Annotated in this window: 21 protein-coding genes and 4 tRNA genes; 10 read left to right on the forward strand and 15 right to left on the reverse strand. The window is 32.4% G+C overall.

Features of this window, described 5'->3' with window-relative positions; translation table 11 throughout:
- The first annotated feature begins 86 nt into the window (after positions 1-86).
- The 4 genes from SB717_RS29845 (at position 87) to SB717_RS29860 (ending at position 397) form a co-directional block, all read left to right on the forward strand.
- A tRNA-Gly gene (locus tag SB717_RS29845) sits at positions 87-160 on the forward strand.
- Between the two features lie 6 nt (positions 161-166).
- A tRNA-Ile gene (locus SB717_RS29850) sits at positions 167-243 on the forward strand.
- 3 nt (positions 244-246) lie between these two features.
- Positions 247-321 (forward strand) — tRNA-Asn (locus SB717_RS29855).
- Positions 322-325: 4 nt separating this feature from the next.
- Positions 326-397 (forward strand) — tRNA-Glu (locus SB717_RS29860).
- A gap of 360 nt (positions 398-757) precedes the next feature.
- On the opposite strand, the gene SB717_RS29865 is transcribed toward SB717_RS29860, so the two are convergent.
- The 3 genes from SB717_RS29865 to SB717_RS29875 form a co-directional block, all read right to left on the reverse strand.
- Entirely contained in the window at positions 758-1,882 is a 1,125-nt protein-coding gene (locus SB717_RS29865) for an FtsZ/tubulin family protein (RefSeq protein ID WP_074683613.1), read from the reverse strand.
- Entirely contained in the window at positions 1,879-2,184 is a 306-nt protein-coding gene (locus SB717_RS29870) for a hypothetical protein (protein ID WP_029325486.1), read from the reverse strand. The genes SB717_RS29865 and SB717_RS29870 overlap by 4 nt, the downstream gene beginning before the upstream one ends.
- 650 nt (positions 2,185-2,834) lie before the next feature.
- Positions 2,835-3,806 (reverse strand): helix-turn-helix domain-containing protein, encoded by a 972-nt coding sequence (locus SB717_RS29875; RefSeq protein WP_410906197.1) that lies wholly within the window; start codon positions 3,804-3,806, stop codon positions 2,835-2,837.
- A 476-nt stretch (positions 3,807-4,282) separates the two neighbouring features.
- Here SB717_RS29875 and SB717_RS29880 point away from each other — a divergent pair, with 476 nt between their 5' ends.
- From SB717_RS29880 to SB717_RS29900, 5 genes are all read left to right on the forward strand, one after another.
- On the forward strand, positions 4,283-5,431 hold the full coding sequence (locus SB717_RS29880) for a tyrosine-type recombinase/integrase (RefSeq protein WP_410906199.1): 1,149 nt from the start codon (positions 4,283-4,285) through the stop codon (positions 5,429-5,431).
- A gap of 410 nt (positions 5,432-5,841) precedes the next feature.
- A complete protein-coding gene (locus tag SB717_RS29885; protein WP_271997361.1) occupies positions 5,842-7,026 on the forward strand; it encodes an Alp7A family actin-like protein in 1,185 nt (394 codons plus the stop codon).
- Positions 7,027-7,043: 17 nt separating this feature from the next.
- Positions 7,044-7,421, forward strand: a complete 378-nt coding sequence (locus SB717_RS29890; protein ID WP_410906201.1) for a hypothetical protein — start codon at positions 7,044-7,046, stop codon at positions 7,419-7,421.
- A 613-nt stretch (positions 7,422-8,034) separates the two neighbouring features.
- Positions 8,035-8,220: a hypothetical protein gene (locus SB717_RS29895; RefSeq protein WP_013060044.1), complete on the forward strand. Its 186-nt coding sequence runs from the start codon at positions 8,035-8,037 to the stop codon at positions 8,218-8,220.
- Between the two features lie 13 nt (positions 8,221-8,233).
- On the forward strand, positions 8,234-8,482 hold the full coding sequence (locus tag SB717_RS29900; RefSeq protein ID WP_013060045.1) for a spore coat protein: 249 nt from the start codon (positions 8,234-8,236) through the stop codon (positions 8,480-8,482).
- Positions 8,483-8,924: 442 nt separating this feature from the next.
- On the opposite strand, the gene SB717_RS29905 is transcribed toward SB717_RS29900, so the two are convergent.
- From SB717_RS29905 to SB717_RS29925, 5 genes are all read right to left on the reverse strand, one after another.
- Positions 8,925-9,059, reverse strand: a complete 135-nt coding sequence (locus SB717_RS29905) for a hypothetical protein (RefSeq protein WP_255256618.1) — start codon at positions 9,057-9,059, stop codon at positions 8,925-8,927.
- A 151-nt stretch (positions 9,060-9,210) separates the two neighbouring features.
- Entirely contained in the window at positions 9,211-9,504 is a 294-nt protein-coding gene (locus tag SB717_RS29910) for a hypothetical protein (RefSeq protein ID WP_215055051.1), read from the reverse strand.
- Between the two features lie 376 nt (positions 9,505-9,880).
- On the reverse strand, positions 9,881-10,141 hold the full coding sequence (locus tag SB717_RS29915; protein ID WP_261590711.1) for a hypothetical protein: 261 nt from the start codon (positions 10,139-10,141) through the stop codon (positions 9,881-9,883).
- A gap of 166 nt (positions 10,142-10,307) precedes the next feature.
- Positions 10,308-10,607 carry a hypothetical protein gene (locus SB717_RS29920; RefSeq protein ID WP_261590712.1) on the reverse strand — a complete coding sequence of 100 codons (300 nt, stop codon included), beginning with the start codon at positions 10,605-10,607 and terminating at the stop codon, positions 10,308-10,310.
- A gap of 186 nt (positions 10,608-10,793) precedes the next feature.
- A complete protein-coding gene (locus SB717_RS29925) occupies positions 10,794-11,261 on the reverse strand; it encodes a hypothetical protein (protein ID WP_410906203.1) in 468 nt (155 codons plus the stop codon).
- Between the two features lie 239 nt (positions 11,262-11,500).
- Between SB717_RS29925 and SB717_RS29930 the strand changes: the two genes are divergently transcribed.
- Positions 11,501-11,812 carry a hypothetical protein gene (locus tag SB717_RS29930; protein ID WP_237075415.1) on the forward strand — a complete coding sequence of 104 codons (312 nt, stop codon included), beginning with the start codon at positions 11,501-11,503 and terminating at the stop codon, positions 11,810-11,812.
- Between the two features lie 262 nt (positions 11,813-12,074).
- On the opposite strand, the gene SB717_RS29935 is transcribed toward SB717_RS29930, so the two are convergent.
- The 7 genes from SB717_RS29935 to SB717_RS29965 form a co-directional block, all read right to left on the reverse strand.
- Complete coding sequence (locus SB717_RS29935; protein WP_098239820.1) at positions 12,075-12,356, reverse strand: hypothetical protein; 282 nt, start codon at positions 12,354-12,356, stop codon at positions 12,075-12,077.
- Positions 12,357-12,507: 151 nt separating this feature from the next.
- Positions 12,508-12,909 (reverse strand): hypothetical protein, encoded by a 402-nt coding sequence (locus SB717_RS29940; protein WP_074898122.1) that lies wholly within the window; start codon positions 12,907-12,909, stop codon positions 12,508-12,510.
- Positions 12,909-13,115 (reverse strand): helix-turn-helix transcriptional regulator, encoded by a 207-nt coding sequence (locus SB717_RS29945; RefSeq protein WP_410906205.1) that lies wholly within the window; start codon positions 13,113-13,115, stop codon positions 12,909-12,911. Before SB717_RS29945 ends, SB717_RS29940 begins: the two co-directional genes overlap by 1 nt.
- 192 nt (positions 13,116-13,307) lie before the next feature.
- On the reverse strand, positions 13,308-14,120 hold the full coding sequence (locus SB717_RS29950) for a methyltransferase domain-containing protein (protein WP_410906207.1): 813 nt from the start codon (positions 14,118-14,120) through the stop codon (positions 13,308-13,310).
- Between the two features lie 151 nt (positions 14,121-14,271).
- Complete coding sequence (locus SB717_RS29955) at positions 14,272-14,826, reverse strand: shikimate kinase (protein ID WP_230185742.1); 555 nt, start codon at positions 14,824-14,826, stop codon at positions 14,272-14,274.
- Positions 14,827-14,931: 105 nt separating this feature from the next.
- The gene (locus SB717_RS29960) at positions 14,932-15,507 is read right to left on the reverse strand and encodes an HAD-IA family hydrolase (protein ID WP_410906209.1); all 576 of its coding nucleotides are present in this window, start codon (positions 15,505-15,507) and stop codon (positions 14,932-14,934) included.
- Between the two features lie 186 nt (positions 15,508-15,693).
- Positions 15,694-17,157, reverse strand: coding sequence for a pyridoxal phosphate-dependent decarboxylase family protein (locus SB717_RS29965; RefSeq protein WP_410906211.1), 1,464 nt, complete (start codon positions 17,155-17,157; stop codon positions 15,694-15,696).
- Between the last annotated feature and the right edge of the window lie 20 nt (positions 17,158-17,177).

Consider the following 17,177-nt stretch of genomic DNA (forward strand, 5'->3'; position numbering starts at 1 on the left):
CCCGTGGTGTAGCGGTTAACATGCCTGCCTGTCACGCAGGAGATCGCGGGTTCGATTCCCGTCGGGACCGCCATTTTTAAAAATAAGCGGGTGTAGTTTAATGGTAAAACCTCAGCCTTCCAAGCTGATGTCGTGAGTTCGATTCTCATCACCCGCTCCAAATAATGGGCCTATAGCTCAGCTGGTTAGAGCGCACGCCTGATAAGCGTGAGGTCGGTGGTTCGAGTCCACTTAGGCCCACCATATTCCACAGTAGCTCAGTGGTAGAGCTATCGGCTGTTAACCGATCGGTCGTAGGTTCGAGTCCTACCTGTGGAGCCATATTGGCCCGTTGGTCAAGCGGTTAAGACACCGCCCTTTCACGGCGGTAACACGGGTTCGAATCCCGTACGGGTCATCTTAAAAGCAGTTTGCATATGCAAACTGCTTTTTTATTTGTAGTAGATAAATTATTGATTTTAATATAGAATTTATATCGTTTCATAGCAAAAATGTTAATTAGAAAATTTTTTGATATTAGAGTAACAAATACGAAGTATATTCTTATACTCAGATTCGTCTACACCAAATTTTTAATCACTTATTTCCAATTTAAACAACAACTCTTTCTGGAACACTCTACAAAAAAGAACCCTTGTGGCACTAAGGGTTTCAAGTGATTCATAAAGGTAATCTCTCCACATCTGTGTAAACAAAGAGTCTATAAAAAGTGCATCTTATATATATATGTTTGTTTTCATAGATATACTAAAAATGCTCAACGATTCTGATACTTATCTAAAATTGAATTGATTGCCTTCTTTTTATTTCTAGGTAGTGGTTTCTTATGAGAAGCCTTAGGCAATTTCAACTTAGATTCATAACCTGTTTCTATGGTAGATAACTCCTCTTTTACCTTCTGTTGTGCTTCAATTTTTTCTTCAATAATTTTTAATCGGGTAGAATAATAAGGCATTCCTGATAAAATTGTTGTTACCTTTGCATGATCACTTTCATAGGTTCCTTCAAATAGATGGGTTGGTTCTCCCCCCTTAAAGGAACTAAATAGTTGGGCTGAATCTATCGTAAATAAGTCTAGTGGACCTTCATATATAATTCCTGCTTTTGGTATAGTTTGCATTTCAAGTGGTGCAAAGATTGAATTTTCCCATGATTTCTTAATTACTTCTGTAATACCCTCATTTCTAATATCTGCTTGCCCTTCATCTAATTTTGTTATTTCTGCAGATGAAATGGCAGAAATTCCTTTTGTTGAAAAAATTGTACGTAAGTCTTTCTTATCTAAAACACCATGCTTAGAGTGTCTATCCGTATATTTAGGAAGAGTACTAATTAAGTTCACAAATGTTTCGTTTGTTTCTTTAAAGATTCTAGCTTTTCCTGCATTCGGATTTTTCTTTTTCACCTGCTCGTTATCAATAGGTAATACACAAAGGTCCTGACGTGAAAGCTCTTCAGTAACATACAGTGCATTGACTTGATGAACCAATGCTTCTGTAGTATCGGGTAAGATAGGAACAGCTACAATTGCTTTGTCATCCATTTCCTGAGCAAGAAGATCCACAAGCATCGGTCCAATACCACCACCAGAGCCACCACCTGCAGAAAAACAAACCATAATAATTTCAGTACTAGGTGTTGAAAAGTTCTCTTTAATAAACTTCAGTGCCAGTTCCCAGTTTTTATCGACCATAAGATTAATAGCTTCATCTCGATTTTTTCCTACTCCTTCGCTACCTATAAGCATTAGACGCTGTTCTACAAAATCTAATGACTCCAAATCACGTTCTGAAAAGTTCAATGCAACAGCATTAATACCATTTTCAAATGCTAAATCAGCTATATTCCCACCTGCAGCACCAATTCCTACAATACCTATCATATTTCCTTAACCCCCTCATTTTCTTCTCCTTGAAGTATGGCCTGTTGTACAGCTTGTTGACCGTATTCTGTTAGATACAATTTATGTTCTTTTCCTCCAGTAACAGTTCCTATGAAATGGATAGCTTCAAGCTTGTTGAGTGTCTTACGAAAGTTAGCTGTTGAATATTCAAACTCATCTGCAATACTACTTTTCTTTATCGCTTTAAACACAGCGTTTGCTTCATTCTGAAATAACCATCCTAGAATGCTAACATCTTCAATAGTCAGTTTCCTCATTACCTCCTCAAAGTAGTCACTCATATAGATACTCCTTTCTCTAAAATGTACGTCATAGATATTTAAGTAGTTTATTAGCTTTTTTTGTCATTCAGATACTTTCGATGGTTTTTTCTATGCAATAAAAGTTCATGTGAATCTATATAAACTCACTGATTTTCATTGCGCATCAAGTATCACTGAGTAACAATATCGCTACATCACTATCCATATGTATATTAGAAAATCCTTATGACACATTTCCCAGTTTTGCATCGGAATCGTATATTTTGAATTATTTGTGACAGAACTAAAAGAATAAATAACTGTTAAAAGTCATATTAAAAAAGAGCATACACTTGTTGGAAACCAACGGGTTTATGCTCTTTTTTTACTTATAACACTTATTATAGTAGCTAACTTTACATAGCAATAAAATACAAGTTTCTAGAGTACTGAAACTTGTATTGAACGGCTAATAACTTCCATAATAATCCAGAAATCATGAGGGAATATTTAAAATACAGCTGAAATCAAATAGAAAGTAAATTAATCTATCAAAAGGATTAATTTACTTTCTAAAGTTCTAATAATGAGAAGATAATTTATTAAACTTTTTTATTTCATCGTATAGATAAAGACAAGCCCGCTTTTATTGGCTTGTCTTGTTAAAGTTGAACGTTTCCTAGTTCATTCTATAATTGTTGTACAGCATATAGTAACAATTCTTCAATGTTTCGTTTGCCTAATTCTTTCGCTTTTTGCTGCAATTCTTCTTTTAAATCGCTTGTTACTTTGACTCGTACCACTTCCAAATCGCTATCAATATAAATGCCACGGCTACGCTTGTTAATTTTACCTGAGACAAGAACAGACTCTAATAACTCCATAAGTTCGTGTGAGGATTCGGTCAGTAATATAGGTTTGATTTCAATTAAAAATTGCTCTTTCTCTTCTTGTGGCGTAATCCTCATATTGGTCGGGCTTAGGTATTGATAAAATAAATCCATGAGCTTATAAAGATGTGATTTTGCATAAGCTGTTTGCTTAAAGGTAAACGTAGCATAGCCTTCTTTGGTAATCATTTTTTTCGACTCAATGGTATAGGCTGCTTCAAAGCCTCGGTCAATTAATTCCTCTAATGTTAACTCCTCATGTTGTTCTGTAATAGCCATAATCGGATCTTCTACGGAGATGATACGGGCAAGTTGCTCTTTTTCCTCGTCTCTCTTTACAAAAAGTTGAAATAAAGCAATATTTTGTTCGGTATGATAAAAATGACGCTTACTCGGTTTGCGCCCGATTTCATGCGTGCGCTTAAATGCCTCTAACTCTTCTTCATGGACAAAATAGCAATTGATTCCTCGGTATTCTTCTTGGAACGCTGGTAATAATTCTTGCTTAATATACTTATTGACCGTTGTAACGGACACATCGAGTTGCTGCGCTACTTCTTTTGTCGTAAGTCCTGGCTTTTTTAATTCTTCTTTTAACCGAACCACATCTACTAGATCAAATTCATAACGACCCTCGATATGCCAGTCATCTTTATTAATCGGATGTAGTTTTCCTTGCTGGATATATGTATAAATTGTTTTCTTAGATGAAATAGCTAACATCTCCATCACGTCTTCAATGGTAATAATTTTACTGGGGTTATCAATCATAAAGCACACTCCTTCTATTTTTCTATTAACTAATAATCTATTATATCATATTTAAATAAGATTAAAGTTTAAAAGTTATTGCATTATAAGTGTAAATGTTAAAACTAACTTATAAAAAATAATGTTTTAATATTGACTCTAAATAACGACAAATGGATCATTTTTCTACAAATGATATAAATTTTATCCTATTTTTATAAAAAGTAAGTTTTCACTTTTACTTCTATATAAGATAAAATAAAGAAGTAATATCTCTAAAAAATAAATTTTAATGCGTACTTAACTGTAGTAATAATTAATATTAAACTAGTATTTTTTCACTTTTAAATTTGTTATGAACGTTATCACCACTGGTAGAGGTCCCTTGCTTTTTACATACACATAAATTGATACATAATCTTAAATAGAGAAGAAACTATCTTAACACTAAAGAGAAATATGAATAAGAAAACGAGATTATTGAAGGGAGAGGTTTTATGCAAAATATATCTCTAATGAATATAGGAACGGAGATACGTGAGAGAAAAGAGAATTTCCATAAAGTAGTTTCGTTGATGTTGAATACTACATACTATGATGCTTTAGAAGAAAGAAATGAGCATCACCAGCGAAAAAACGAAGACATGTTTAGCGATTTTACAGACGAAGAAATGATGTACTACTATGTTCATCAACGAAAGCATATCCGAAAGAATCGAGAACGAAAAGAGAACACAAAAGTAGAGTACTTACGGATCTTATTTCAGTTTTATCAGTATGCAATAGAAAGTGAGTCATTCTTACGACAAGATGTAGACCATTATATAGAAGAAACGATTTTTAAAAATCTAAGACCTTGGCACATAAGGAATTATCAAATGTATTTAAGTACTGCATTGTTAGGTAAGGGTGGTAAACCTTATTCACCCGCAACTTTAGATGCTAAAATGACGATTTTAAAAAGTTTTATGAAATGGTTACATGAAACGAAGTATATTCAGTATCCATTGCATAAAGAAATCTTGAGCACATCACTATCAGAACAAGAAATTCCAAATCGAGATTTGTACTATCATGAAGTTAAGCAGATCCTAGACTATTATAAAGATCATCCCATTAATCATGGATTGTTAACCATGTTGGCTATGACAGGATTACGTGTCCAAGAAATAGCCAATGCTTCATGGGGAGATGTATATCTAGACAGCTTAAGTGGGCATTATCGCTTAAGAGGAGTAGGTAAGGGTGGGAAGAAATTTGATAAGTTACTTCATCCCTCCCTATATGAACGAATTCTTGCCTTTAGAGGAAGACGCAATGTCAGTACAGCCTTAAATACGAGTGATCAAGGCCCATTATTTCCGAGCAAAGATGGAGAGTATTATCACTATAAAAACTTAAGTAATTATATTGTGCGTATCATTGAACGAACAGAGTTACCTTTTGTGAAAGAACGAACTGACAGGATTACGCCCCATTATTTTCGTCACTTTTATGCCATTTACAGTAGGCAGCAGGGGGCAGATATCTTTTTAATTCAAAAGGAACTAGGTCACAGTGATCGTAAGACAACAGAGCGTTATCTGGAGAAGGTTTTGCAGCGCGAACAAGAAATTGGGCTAATGTGGAAGGAACAAGATTTCTAATTACTGTATGTATGGAATTACCCTAGTGTGCTTAAACCGTCTATGTGAAGATTTAAATAGAACCTTTTGTTGTTAGATTTTCTATTGTAGCAATTTTTATTTCTATAGATAAGGACAGGGTTTTTGTGTTCCTTTTTTCTTTTTAGATGTATGAAAATACTTGATGTGATGGTTATGTAGTCAACACATAGTATTTTTCATTATAAGCGACTTAGTACCTTCTTATTAACATGATTCCTCTTATCCTAATTTAATTTACGTCTCAAGGTAAGATCAACTAAATAAACATGATTGTTGATATATGTAAGTTTTTGATGATAAATAAGTTCATCTAAAAAGATTGTCCAACCTCTTTTTTTTATGTATAATTAGTTCAATAGAAGTTCAACTTAAAAATGAGGTGTATAGAGATGAAAATTTCACGTTTTAATAAAGATTGCGGAAACTCTGTGGATATGAACATCATGGATGGATATTTATTTGATTTTCCAACGAATGTAGTTGAACTGCAAAAAGAAGCTGCAGATTCTTTCTTTACAGATGCTGTTACAGCTCCAGAAGAATTTAAAAAGCGTATTTTACTTTCCACAACTATTCAAGGAGAAGAGAAAGAGCGCTATTTCTTGGTCGGTGACATTGCCGCAAGTCAATTACTTGCCAACAATCACATTAATAAATTACATAATAAAATTACAAGTCATATTCCATACATCACCTTTTTAGCTGCCATTTCGTATTACCATGCGTTACATGCTAAGGATAAAAAGGATAACACAGTTGAAATTGACTATTTTTCTACGATGTTACCAATCTGGCTTCTTAAGAAAGAGAGCACGTTTGGGGCGGCTCAAAAAGCGATGGCTAATCGCTTCTTAGGCGACCATACGTTTACCGTGCATACGCCTGGTTTTGAAAATACGTTAAAGGTAGTAGTAGAAGAAAGTGCATGCTTAAAAGAGGGGGAAAGTGCACGTTTTGCGTTAAAAAAAGACTTAACCCTTGAAGATCGTGAAGATGCGAATGAGTATGTAGAATGTGAAACAGTTATGGTGGACATTGGTGGTGGTTCCATTGACGTAGTTATTCTACCTGAAGGGTTGAAAGCTGCCAATAGTCGTGAATCATTCCAAAGCATTGAAGGCATTCCTTATTTAGCGCATATTGATAAATTGCGTAAAGAGAAATTTCTAGAACTGTTTACAGACTTACGTGCCTTTGATCAATTTATTCTCGATAACTATAGCAAACAAAAGTTTGTATTAAAAAACGAAAACACAGGCGAATCCATTGATTTAACAAATACAATCAAGTCTTCTCTTCGAGAATATGTAGAGATTTTATTGGCTAAATTAAATGATGTCGCACCACCACCAGCGAACAAAGTGCGTAAATATGTGTACTGTGGAGGGGTAGCTCCTACTTTAGAAGTTGCCATCATGAATAGTATGCGTGAAAAAATTGGAGAAGAACGTACAGACAAGTACCATAAGGTTCCTCAAGATAGCCGTCACTTAAATTTATTTGGCTTGGAAATTCGTAGTATTGGTTACGTTCAGAAGAAGCAAGCAGCAGAGAAAAAAGCCGTTAAATCCTAACAACGTAGGTGATAAGGATGTCAGAACGCCAAAATGCGTTTACCATTAAGACAAATCGATTGAGTGATGAAGTGTATAATCAACTGGCTACATATGCTAAATCGCGTAAGTTAGGAGATTATATTTCGTCTTTAATTCTACGTGATTTAGATGAAACATCTACTGGAAGAAAAGCAAGGGAAGATAAAAAAACCTACGAAATGTTTGAGCATATTAAGAATGAACTATCTGATTTAAAGGCATTAGCCCAAACAACGGGTTTTAGAGGAAGCAATACTTTTAAAGAAGAAGAGCCTTCAAAGGTTCCTCAACTGAAAGAAGGAAAAGTTGCAGATTTAGAAAATATATCTGGCTCATTAGACGATGATGACTTAGAAGAATATAGCGATTTTTAAACGGTAAGCCACTAGTGCACCTAGTGGCTTTCTTTATTGTAATAAAATTTAATTTTAAAATTAAAATGGAACACAAATCTTATATCCTTACAAAAAATCGTATGCACTCGTCAAATCTACAAAATTTTTATAAGAATAAGTTCATTTAATATCTATTTTGTAGAAAAACCCACAATTTGTCGTCATGTAGAGTAAATAGTAAAACTATATTTTTTATAAGTTAGTTTATATATTTACTTATATATATAAAAAACAATGTTTTTATATTTTTAGCTAAAAATATCTTACTAAAAACCTATTAATATTAAATATTTGGAGATTTTTTGTTAGTATTCCATAAAAGAATCAATTTCTTAAAAGGGAAGTAGATGATAGGTTGGTTATGATAAGAAGTAAAAATCTCTATTTGTGGCCACTTTATTTAAATAATAAAACTAATCAATTTAACGGGATACTTTATTATTTACTTAACGTAATGTGATTTATATATAGTAACGTTTATGAAAAGTTATATCCACTGTCTCATCAATTCATCTTATTTTTTATTACGCATATCTTTTTTTATTTGTTTCATAATAAAGAGGAATGAATGAAGAAAGGAAGCGAAATCAATATGCAAAACTTGACGGAGCTAGAAGTAGAGAATTTGCGTCATCTTATTGGAGCACATGGGACACTGATTAATAAATTAGAACAATACGCACAAGAATGCAATGACCCACAGCTTACAGCAATGCTACAAAAAGATGCACGTGACGCTAGAAATACAAAACAACAGCTCATTTCATTTTTAGGATAGGAGACAGATAAAGATGAATGAAAAGGATATCGTAAATGATTATTTAGCAGGTCTTAACGCAAGTTTAACAGGTTATGCCAATATTATTAGCCAAACAAATAACCAACAATTATATGAGACACTTATTCAAATACGTAATCAGGACGAGACACGCCAACGTAGTGTGTATGAGTATGCAAAACAAAAAAATTATTACCAACCAGCTGCTCCAGCAAATTCTACTATTGTACAACAACTTAAAAATCAATTACAACAAGGATAGAAGAGACTACCTAAGCATTAGGTAGTTTCTTCACTTTTAATCTGTATATGTCATTTCTAGTTACCATAATGTACCTTATCGGAAACCAATAACAAAAAACCTTTAGATACTTATTTCTAAAGGCTTAAAGGTACATTTTTTATTATTTTTACTTTACTACCATGTTATTTCTTCTTTATCTGTTAGTTTTACAAGAAACGGAAAAAAAACAACAAAGAGTATAGCAACTATTCCACTTAAGTAGCCTATTCCTATTAAAGGGCCAGCATCTTTAAAAGAAACAAATTGTCTTGTATTACATTTAGGACACTTCTTACCGTTTTTAGAAAAGCCCAGTAACCATATGCACTTGGCATTCCATTTTTGTTTACAATGATTGCAACAAGCCATCTATATGTACCACCATTCTCTTAAAATCACATTCCTATGTACAAAGATCTTATCAGTTTTTATTAAAACGCTTATTTTGTTTTCTAACATTAATAACTTTCCAAACAAACAAGCCTATAGAAACTAATAAAATTAACCAAAAAATTTGGAAAGATATATCTGCCCAATTAATACTCGATGTATTCATATTATCCCCTCCTGATAATATATACGAATGAGTTCCATAAAAGTTACATATTTACATTATTTATACAAATATATCTTTAAAAACCTATTGTATACTACATTATTGTTAACATAATCACTCTTATCGGTAGAAATAAAAAGCAGACCCTTAATTAAAGATCTGCTTCTTTTCTTTGTTCTTTTTTCTTGAAAATACCAATCAATAACACTATAAGTCCTATTACGAAAATTACGGGAAAGATATACCACATTATTAAGGCTGCCCATCCGTTTTCTGCAATAACTGCGTATGTTAAACCAATCGCGAAAGATAAAAATGGTGCAATAGCCAACATTAGCGCTATTCCCCAAACAATGTATTTTCGTTTTTTTGTTTTTCCCTTGCTTAGTTGATAAGCTATCATCGCTCCTATAATTGCAATACCATAACCTACTACAAATGGCATTCTACCATTCCTCTCTTCTTGATTCCTATAATTTTATAATAATGGTAATTAGAGTAACAATAAAGGTTATTACTGGATGTGACTTCTCTGCACCAAAAAGAGCATCTCATATCTTAATGAGATGTTCTTTTTACAAGTCATTGTTCTATCTTTTCCTTTTGTCCAACAATCCAAGCTAATGATAAAATTGAAACCGTTATTACAATTGCAGTTAACATACCTATATACACCTCTTTTTCCTTATAATTACATTGTAACATACAATTAAAATAGAATTTAAGAGTGTATATCATATACAAAATCAGTTTACATAATACAGCTTATCGGAAATCTTAATTATAAAACAAAGCCTTTGCTTATCAGCAAAGGCTTTGTTTTAGTTGGCTAATTCTTTGACAAGATTAATAAATTCCATAGCATGGTAATGATCTTGTTTTATCATCTTTACTTTTTGAGGGTCTAAAAGGATGTTTTTTACTTGTTTGTCCTTCCAAATTGTAGTGTTGTAAGATGGGATCTTATACAACTCTCTAAACCACTCCTCTGTTGTTAACTCTTCAATAGCCAATTTTAACTTGGAATAAGAAGTAGGCTTCATTAAGATGCCGTAAGATAGTAAATCTTTAAATTCATCCATCTTGTCACCTTCCCTATATTTAGACTTTATTAAATACTGAAATTATAAACCACCATGTATATTAATCTATGAATATGGCCAAACTAATAACGTATTCCCCCTATTCCAATAAATTTGAAAATCCTTTGCCTGGGCAAAGAATTCTTTTTGTATATGTAAATATTTCTTAAGGCGCAAAGTCTTGAAAACTAGTGACAAGATATATACTAAATGAAATAGCACATAAAGAAATAAAATGTAATATTAAAAAGGGGATTTTCTGTTTGCCTTTGATAAAGAAAGAATAAATAAACCCTAGGATTGTAACTAAAATTAAAATAGGCACAGTAATCTTAATTACAGCACCAAAAATATTTGCTGTATCAATTGATAAAAGAAACAATCCAATTATAACTACATACAAAATTATTGAAGTGACTAAGGAAGCTATTGATACCTTTAAAGCATTTTTAAAAAAGTTTTTCATATAATTTCCTCCTATTTTTAGCACTGCACATTCCCTATAGTATACAGTATAAAAGGAAACAATTACCTTTTGTTTCGGAGTATAATATATTTCTAGTTACCATAATGTATGTGATCGGTAAAAATAAAGCCCTAAAAGTGTTCAACACTCTCAGGGCTCTATTTCTTATACCTGTTATGTATGTAACTAATGTTTCTGTTGACTTTGACTAGACAGATATTCAGATACATCATTTGGAACTTTAAGCTTTAAATTAAGATTTTTAATTTCAACGTCAATATAAGGAATACCTTTGTAAGTAGTAACTGTAGCAACTTGTTTAAGGTCTTTTTTACCCTTATTTGATGACTCCCCCAACTTAACAGTTCCTTCCTGATATATTTTATAGACATTCTCTTTTTTAGCATCGGCAGGGATCTCTGCAGCATCCCATTTATCCACTTTTAGTTTATTGATAAATGTATTTATATCTTGCTGCTTATCAATAGTATTTACTACTACGTCTGGATGGTTTACAGATGATACTTCTACTTTTTTAGCTTGGTCAAACCCTAAGTTTACGTCTTCCTTCATATCTTTTTCCTTTGAGCTACAACCAAACAAGAGTATAGATATACTCAAAGCTGCTATGACCCCAATATAAACTTTTTTCATAAATATCCTCCATGTAAAATCCATTAATTTACATAGAAAATTTTAACATTAATTCTTTGCTATTACTATACATCTAGAGACGTAGATTGCTATAAATCTCCTGTACAGATTTAGTTAGCATAAAACTTGTTATTGGCACAAACATGATGAAGAAGCGTTACTAATTTAATTAGCATAATATATTAGTCGTATATCGATAGATATAATATAATGAAATAAAAAAGGGAGAAATATCCAAAATGAAAAAACGCTTGTTGAATTGGGTCATCTTCATTGGGGTTATTATTATTTTAGCTATCAGTATACCGAGAATAACAAGTAATGAAGCACGCTATTTAAGTTCACCCGAAGAAGAGAAAAAGGTAGCACAACTTGAAGGGGATTTCAGAAAATGGTCACTTAGACCACTGGATAAATTTATGGTGCAAGGTTATCAAGCCAAACCGAATGGACACGAGTGGAACAGTGTGAAACAAAAATCCATAAAAAATTATCGCGTTACATATTACACCTTTTTTGGCATCCGTTATATGGAGGTAGAAGTTAGTTAAATCTAATATTTATTAAGTGGAGGGTTATAAAAATGTTTATAATTGAAACTGTTGTAGGCCTCATTTGCTTCTTTATTGTCAATATTTTATACGATACGTATATTACTAAAAGAAATAGTTCTTTTATACAATTAAGTATCATTTCAATGGTTCAAACTATTATTGCAATGAGCATTTACAATATTGTTTGAGGATTTTAAACTACTTTAAGACTCATACATAGTGTACTTTCTAGGAACAGGCTAGCTTGAAGATTTCCAAGCTAGCCTGTTTTCTTCTTCGATTCTTGTGTCACTATGAATATACTTGTAACAACTAATAAGATTAAAGCTTCTCCAATGAAGATTAATCCTTTTACATATACGTCTATAGCTTCAAATCCATTCATTTTATTAGCAGCATAAAAAGTTAAAAATAAACCAAACAATAGAGTAATTAAAGAAACTAAAAGAGAAATTATTCTTTTTTCAATAACTATACTTGCGAAAAATATCAAACTAAAAATTACTCCAATGCCTAGACAATTATTAAGAATAAAAGACATTTGCATCCCCTTAACTAGTTACCTTTTTATCCCATTTTAACATAGGCATTCTTAAAAAAAAGCTGTATACTCCATTCATTATTAGTTACCATAATGTACTTTATAGGAACTAAAAAGCCTAGAAATATTATATTTCTAGGCTTTTTAATAATTATCTATAACGTCTAGAAGAGAAGAATTGGACAATTGGAAAGATGACTAATGCTAAACAGAAAGCTGCAAACAAAGATATATTTCCAAAATCATTTTTTCTTAAGAAAATAATACGATCTAAAATCCAAAGGACGAAGAGACTTATAGTTAAGATATGATAGCTTCTTTTAGCACTCATAGTAGCAATTTTCTTACCCATTTCATCTTTTTGAACTTTTCGATCAAATCCCCACGTAGCAAGTTGGCATAAAGTAGTTATAACTCCAACTATCGCTATAACTCCCGTTACACCTAATCTAACTCCATCTTTAAAATCTGTGATGTAAATTGTAAATAATACAAAAGCGCAACTTAATAAAATAATAGTAGCAAGTACATAATTCTTTTTTACATTTCCCATTATCGATTCCCCCTGTTTTTATATAAAAATAACTCGTCTACACTAACCTCTAAATTTTCTGCTAACTGAAATGCTAACTCTAAGCTTGGATCATATTTGTTATTCTCAATCGCATTAATGGTTTGTCTAGATACTTTACAAGCATTGGCTAGTACCTCTTGAGATAACTTTTTAGATTTTCTTAGTTCTTTAATCCGGTTATCCATTCTTATCAATCCACTCCTAAAATGTAAAAAACCTTTTACATTTATAGTTTATGGTAATATTTTCATTATGTCAAACATATTTTACAAAAAAACTTTTTTTATGTATACCTTATACAGAGCTAATTTACATAATACCAATTATAGGAATTTCTAAAAGCCTTTGTGGATTACAAAGGCTTTTTAAAAGATTCTTTAGTTAAGTTCTCTATTCACAGTACCCTCTATTGCTAATAAGTACATTGTTTGAGATTTTGCGCATCCTTTTATCCATTCCGAAAAATCTTTTTGAGCTTCTTCTAACTTATCCTCTGAAATTGCTCCATCCTCTATCATTTGCTTTCCTTTGATATGAGCTACATTAGCCCAAATTGTAATACCATCATGAAAATCGTGGTCATCTTGTTTCGTCTTTTCATTTTGTTGAGTTATTTTTATATTTGTAAGTCCAGCATCTTTAAATATATTTTGAAGGTGATCAGCTATTTCATTGTCCATACCTGCATCAGAACGCCACTGTAAAAAAGCTTTGTAGAAGGATTTCATCGTTTCAGGAATTTCTGGTTCCCAAGATATTTTTGTATGATTGTAATCAAGAACCAAAACTCGACCGTTCTCTTTTGTAGACTGAATCATTTGATTTAAAGCATCTTTAGGTTTTGATAACCATTGAAGAACTCTTGCAGAAGTAACAATATCGAATTCATCCTGAAAGGGGAGATTATAGATATCAGCAATTTCAAAAGATAGCCCTGGAAGATCTTTGTAAGTTTGGCGTGCTTTTTCTATTAAAATTGGATTATTATCAACACCGACTACGCGAGTATCAGGACCGACTAACTCTGCAACTCCCGAAGTAATTGCCCCTGTACCACATCCAACATCAAGTACAGTCATTCCCGGTGTCAAGATCTCTGCTAATCTCTTGTGAGAACTCTCAAGAGTCCGGGCATCTATTACTGCCGTTTTTGTAAGTTTAGCTCTTTCCATTGCTGTATCATTAATCATATAAATTCCCATCCCCTATTTTTTGGATATTTAAATCAATTTAACACCCACCTATTCATCCGTCAAGTAGACTTCGATAATTAAAAAGAACAAGTCTAGAATAACAATTTTCTAGACTTGTTCCCTTTGCTTGAATATGTACATACATATATTAATTAATGTTATCAATTATTTGTTGAGCAACTTCCTCGGCAGATTTCCCATTTGTATAAATTATATGCTTAGACAATATGCTATTTGATTTATGTCTAATGAAGTGTTCATTTAGTTCAAACACACTTTTGTCATCTGTAATTTTACTTAGTCTTTCTGTTAAAGTATTTATAGATTCATTTATGTCTGAACTTGGAAGCAATAGAAAGATGTTTTCGTGTTTCTCTAGAATAACCTGTGCTTCTTGTAATAAAGATTTATCTTCATAAACAGAATGCCCAGCCCCGAAATCATGTATATAGTTTGGATAGTCTTCTAATACCCGTTTCACCGCATGAACTTCAAACGGCTTCCAGTAAGTATATACACCTTTAAAACCATCTGTTTGTCGTATTCTCTCTTGCTGTTCTTTACTAAATCCTATTTCTTTATAATAATCAAAACGTACATCATCAATTGAGCATTGAGGAGTATCTAGCTTATTAGCTATTATTTCTGCCACAGTCGTTTTTCCTGAACAAATAGGTCCGATTAGTATAACAGGTTTCTCCAAAACAACCCCTCCCTTTGTATAGAAAATAATACCATAAATAACCTTTTATAAGATGTATACTCATATATTTTCAGTTAACATAACAGCTATCATCGGCAGCTTTAACTATAAAGAACAAACAACTTTTTCTACCCATGCTCCTTCTGTATCAGCTAATAAAGTGTTCCATCCCAAGTTACGAGCTTCTTTAAAATTCTTTTCTTGATCATCAACAAATAGAATATGTTTTTTATCTAAATATCGTCCAACTTTCAGGTATATGGCCCTATCTGGTTTACAACAACCTGCTTCTCCAGAAATAGTAATACTTTTTATATAAGGTTGAACCTCAGCAAGAATATGTTGTATCCACTCAATTCGATGATTACTTAATAAATGGATATTGGCATACTGACTCCATAGAGGTATTTGTTTAAGTGCTGGTAAAGGTTTTATAATTGATTTTAATTTAGAATTTGCATAGTTTATTTCAATAGAAGGAAAAGAGGTATTTAACTTTAACCAAAAATCTTTTTCTGTAATTTCTCCAGTCCATAATTCTTTACGAGTTTCTTTTTTAAATTGAATAAGTTTCTCATACGGGACTTCGAACTTTAGAGATAAATCGTTCCAAAAGTGTGGAGAAAGATTAGTTGCAAGTACTCCAGCTATATCTAAGACTAGATTCGGTTTAGAATACATTTTATATAGACACTCCTTAAAAGATATATTTCCTATATTTTCAATTAATCTATATAAAATCCCTATCAAAGTTATAAATTACAATCAAAATCTTAATACATAAGATATACAGAGATAGTTCACATAATGTGAGTTCTAGGTACCAATTATGATTAATTAATTCCTCAGTAATTATAAAAAACATTTCTACTTTAAGAGTGGGTGTTCCTTGCAATGCTCAATATAAAAGTCATCAATCTTTTTAAACACTTGTTGAATAGTTGAAGACGAAATAAAGGGATTTAATAAAACTGCCCTCAACCAACGTTTTCCTCTATAAGCAGGTAAGGATAGAAACACCTGCTGATCTTTTAACAAATATTGTTGCAACTTAAGGTTTAATTGATCTTGATGTTTTTGGTCATACTCGTTTAAAAGTAGTCTAAAACAACATATATTGGTATCTGATTCACCTGATAGCTCCAAATAAGATCGTTTCTTTACTTCTCTTGTAAATTCTTCAATAAGTGTGAAACCTTGATTTATTAAATCTTCATATCCTTTTAAACCAATATGCTGAAGAGATAGATATAATTTCAGAATATCGGCATGTCGAGTACCTTGAACGCTTATTTCTCCCAAATTAGTAAAGTCCGTTTCATTCATGTAAGGTGCTGAAATACGAAAATCAGTTTCCAACAAATGATGGTTTTTAAATAAAACCATTGCGCATGTTTTAGCGACATACATCCACTTTTGTGGATTGAATGTAATCGAATCTGCTTTTTCAATTCCAGAGAGAAGTTTCTTATGTTTTTTTGAAAAGACAAGTGCTCCACCATATGCTGCATCTACATGAAACCACATTCCGTATTTCGTTGTTATTTCTGAAATAGGCAGTAAAGGATCAATGCTACCTGTAACAGTCGTTCCTGCGGTAGCAACAACTGCGAAAGGTTGCTTTCCTTCTTGAATAAGTGTAGTAATCTTTGTTTCTAAATCTTTGGTATCCATTTGGGAATTAGAATTACTTTTTACAGGAATGACACTAGACGTGCCCAGTCCTAGTAGCATTGCAGCCTTATGCAAGGAAGTATGACTTGCTTCTGAAACCAAAATGACAGGTTTCTTTGTTAAAGAAGTTATTCCGTTCTCTTTTACTTGGAGGATAGAATTCCGTGCAACAGCTAGGGCCTGAAGATTAGCAAGGCTACCCCCACTTGTTATAACTCCGCCAGCATTTTGTCCTAAATCAAACATCTGAGTAAGCTGTTGAAGTACTTGAACCTCCATTTTGGAAAAGACAGGGGACATTTCAAGACTCAGCATATTGTTATTAAGGGCAGTTGTTACAAACTCACTCAAACAGGAAATTAACGTAGGAATGGAGTCCATATGTCCCATGTACCTTGGGTTTAAAGGATTCATAGAGTGCTTTAATATGATCTCTAACTGTAAGAGAAGCTCTTCTGTGGAAATACCATCTGAAGAAAATTCATTAAAAAGTTTTGTCTTACATTCAGGTGAAAGAGGGGGATGATCTCCTGAATTGCTTGCATAATCAACTACCAAATTTATTACCGCATCAATAAGTATCTTGACCTCCTTAACATTTTTACCGTTTGGATCAATAAAGGAATCAGTTGGAAGAACGCCTATTTTCATCATCATCACACTTCTTTCCTAGTAAT

The sequence above is a fragment of the Priestia sp. SIMBA_032 genome (genome assembly GCF_046535215.1).
Taxonomy (GTDB): domain Bacteria; phylum Bacillota; class Bacilli; order Bacillales; family Bacillaceae_H; genus Priestia; species Priestia aryabhattai.

Excerpts from the sequence above, each read along its gene's own strand:
- SB717_RS29940 (WP_074898122.1), bottom strand. The coding sequence starts at position 12,909 with ATGGGAAATGTAAAAAAGAATTATGTACTTGCTACTATTATTTTATTA.
- SB717_RS29885 (WP_271997361.1), top strand. The coding sequence starts at position 5,842 with ATGAAAATTTCACGTTTTAATAAAGATTGCGGAAACTCTGTGGATATG.
- SB717_RS29905 (WP_255256618.1), bottom strand. The coding sequence starts at position 9,059 with ATGAATACATCGAGTATTAATTGGGCAGATATATCTTTCCAAATTTTT.
- SB717_RS29925 (WP_410906203.1), bottom strand. The coding sequence starts at position 11,261 with ATGAAAAAAGTTTATATTGGGGTCATAGCAGCTTTGAGTATATCTATA.
- SB717_RS29960 (WP_410906209.1), bottom strand. The coding sequence starts at position 15,507 with ATGTATTCTAAACCGAATCTAGTCTTAGATATAGCTGGAGTACTTGCA.
- SB717_RS29910 (WP_215055051.1), bottom strand. The coding sequence starts at position 9,504 with ATGCCATTTGTAGTAGGTTATGGTATTGCAATTATAGGAGCGATGATA.
- SB717_RS29935 (WP_098239820.1), bottom strand. The coding sequence starts at position 12,356 with ATGTCTTTTATTCTTAATAATTGTCTAGGCATTGGAGTAATTTTTAGT.
- SB717_RS29875 (WP_410906197.1), bottom strand. The coding sequence starts at position 3,806 with ATGATTGATAACCCCAGTAAAATTATTACCATTGAAGACGTGATGGAG.
- SB717_RS29865 (WP_074683613.1), bottom strand. The coding sequence starts at position 1,882 with ATGATAGGTATTGTAGGAATTGGTGCTGCAGGTGGGAATATAGCTGAT.
- SB717_RS29880 (WP_410906199.1), top strand. The coding sequence starts at position 4,283 with ATGCAAAATATATCTCTAATGAATATAGGAACGGAGATACGTGAGAGA.
- SB717_RS29930 (WP_237075415.1), top strand. The coding sequence starts at position 11,501 with ATGAAAAAACGCTTGTTGAATTGGGTCATCTTCATTGGGGTTATTATT.
- SB717_RS29890 (WP_410906201.1), top strand. The coding sequence starts at position 7,044 with ATGTCAGAACGCCAAAATGCGTTTACCATTAAGACAAATCGATTGAGT.
- SB717_RS29895 (WP_013060044.1), top strand. The coding sequence starts at position 8,035 with ATGCAAAACTTGACGGAGCTAGAAGTAGAGAATTTGCGTCATCTTATT.
- SB717_RS29950 (WP_410906207.1), bottom strand. The coding sequence starts at position 14,120 with ATGATTAATGATACAGCAATGGAAAGAGCTAAACTTACAAAAACGGCA.
- SB717_RS29870 (WP_029325486.1), bottom strand. The coding sequence starts at position 2,184 with ATGAGTGACTACTTTGAGGAGGTAATGAGGAAACTGACTATTGAAGAT.
- SB717_RS29965 (WP_410906211.1), bottom strand. The coding sequence starts at position 17,157 with ATGATGATGAAAATAGGCGTTCTTCCAACTGATTCCTTTATTGATCCA.
- SB717_RS29945 (WP_410906205.1), bottom strand. The coding sequence starts at position 13,115 with ATGGATAACCGGATTAAAGAACTAAGAAAATCTAAAAAGTTATCTCAA.
- SB717_RS29915 (WP_261590711.1), bottom strand. The coding sequence starts at position 10,141 with ATGGATGAATTTAAAGATTTACTATCTTACGGCATCTTAATGAAGCCT.
- SB717_RS29900 (WP_013060045.1), top strand. The coding sequence starts at position 8,234 with ATGAATGAAAAGGATATCGTAAATGATTATTTAGCAGGTCTTAACGCA.
- SB717_RS29920 (WP_261590712.1), bottom strand. The coding sequence starts at position 10,607 with ATGAAAAACTTTTTTAAAAATGCTTTAAAGGTATCAATAGCTTCCTTA.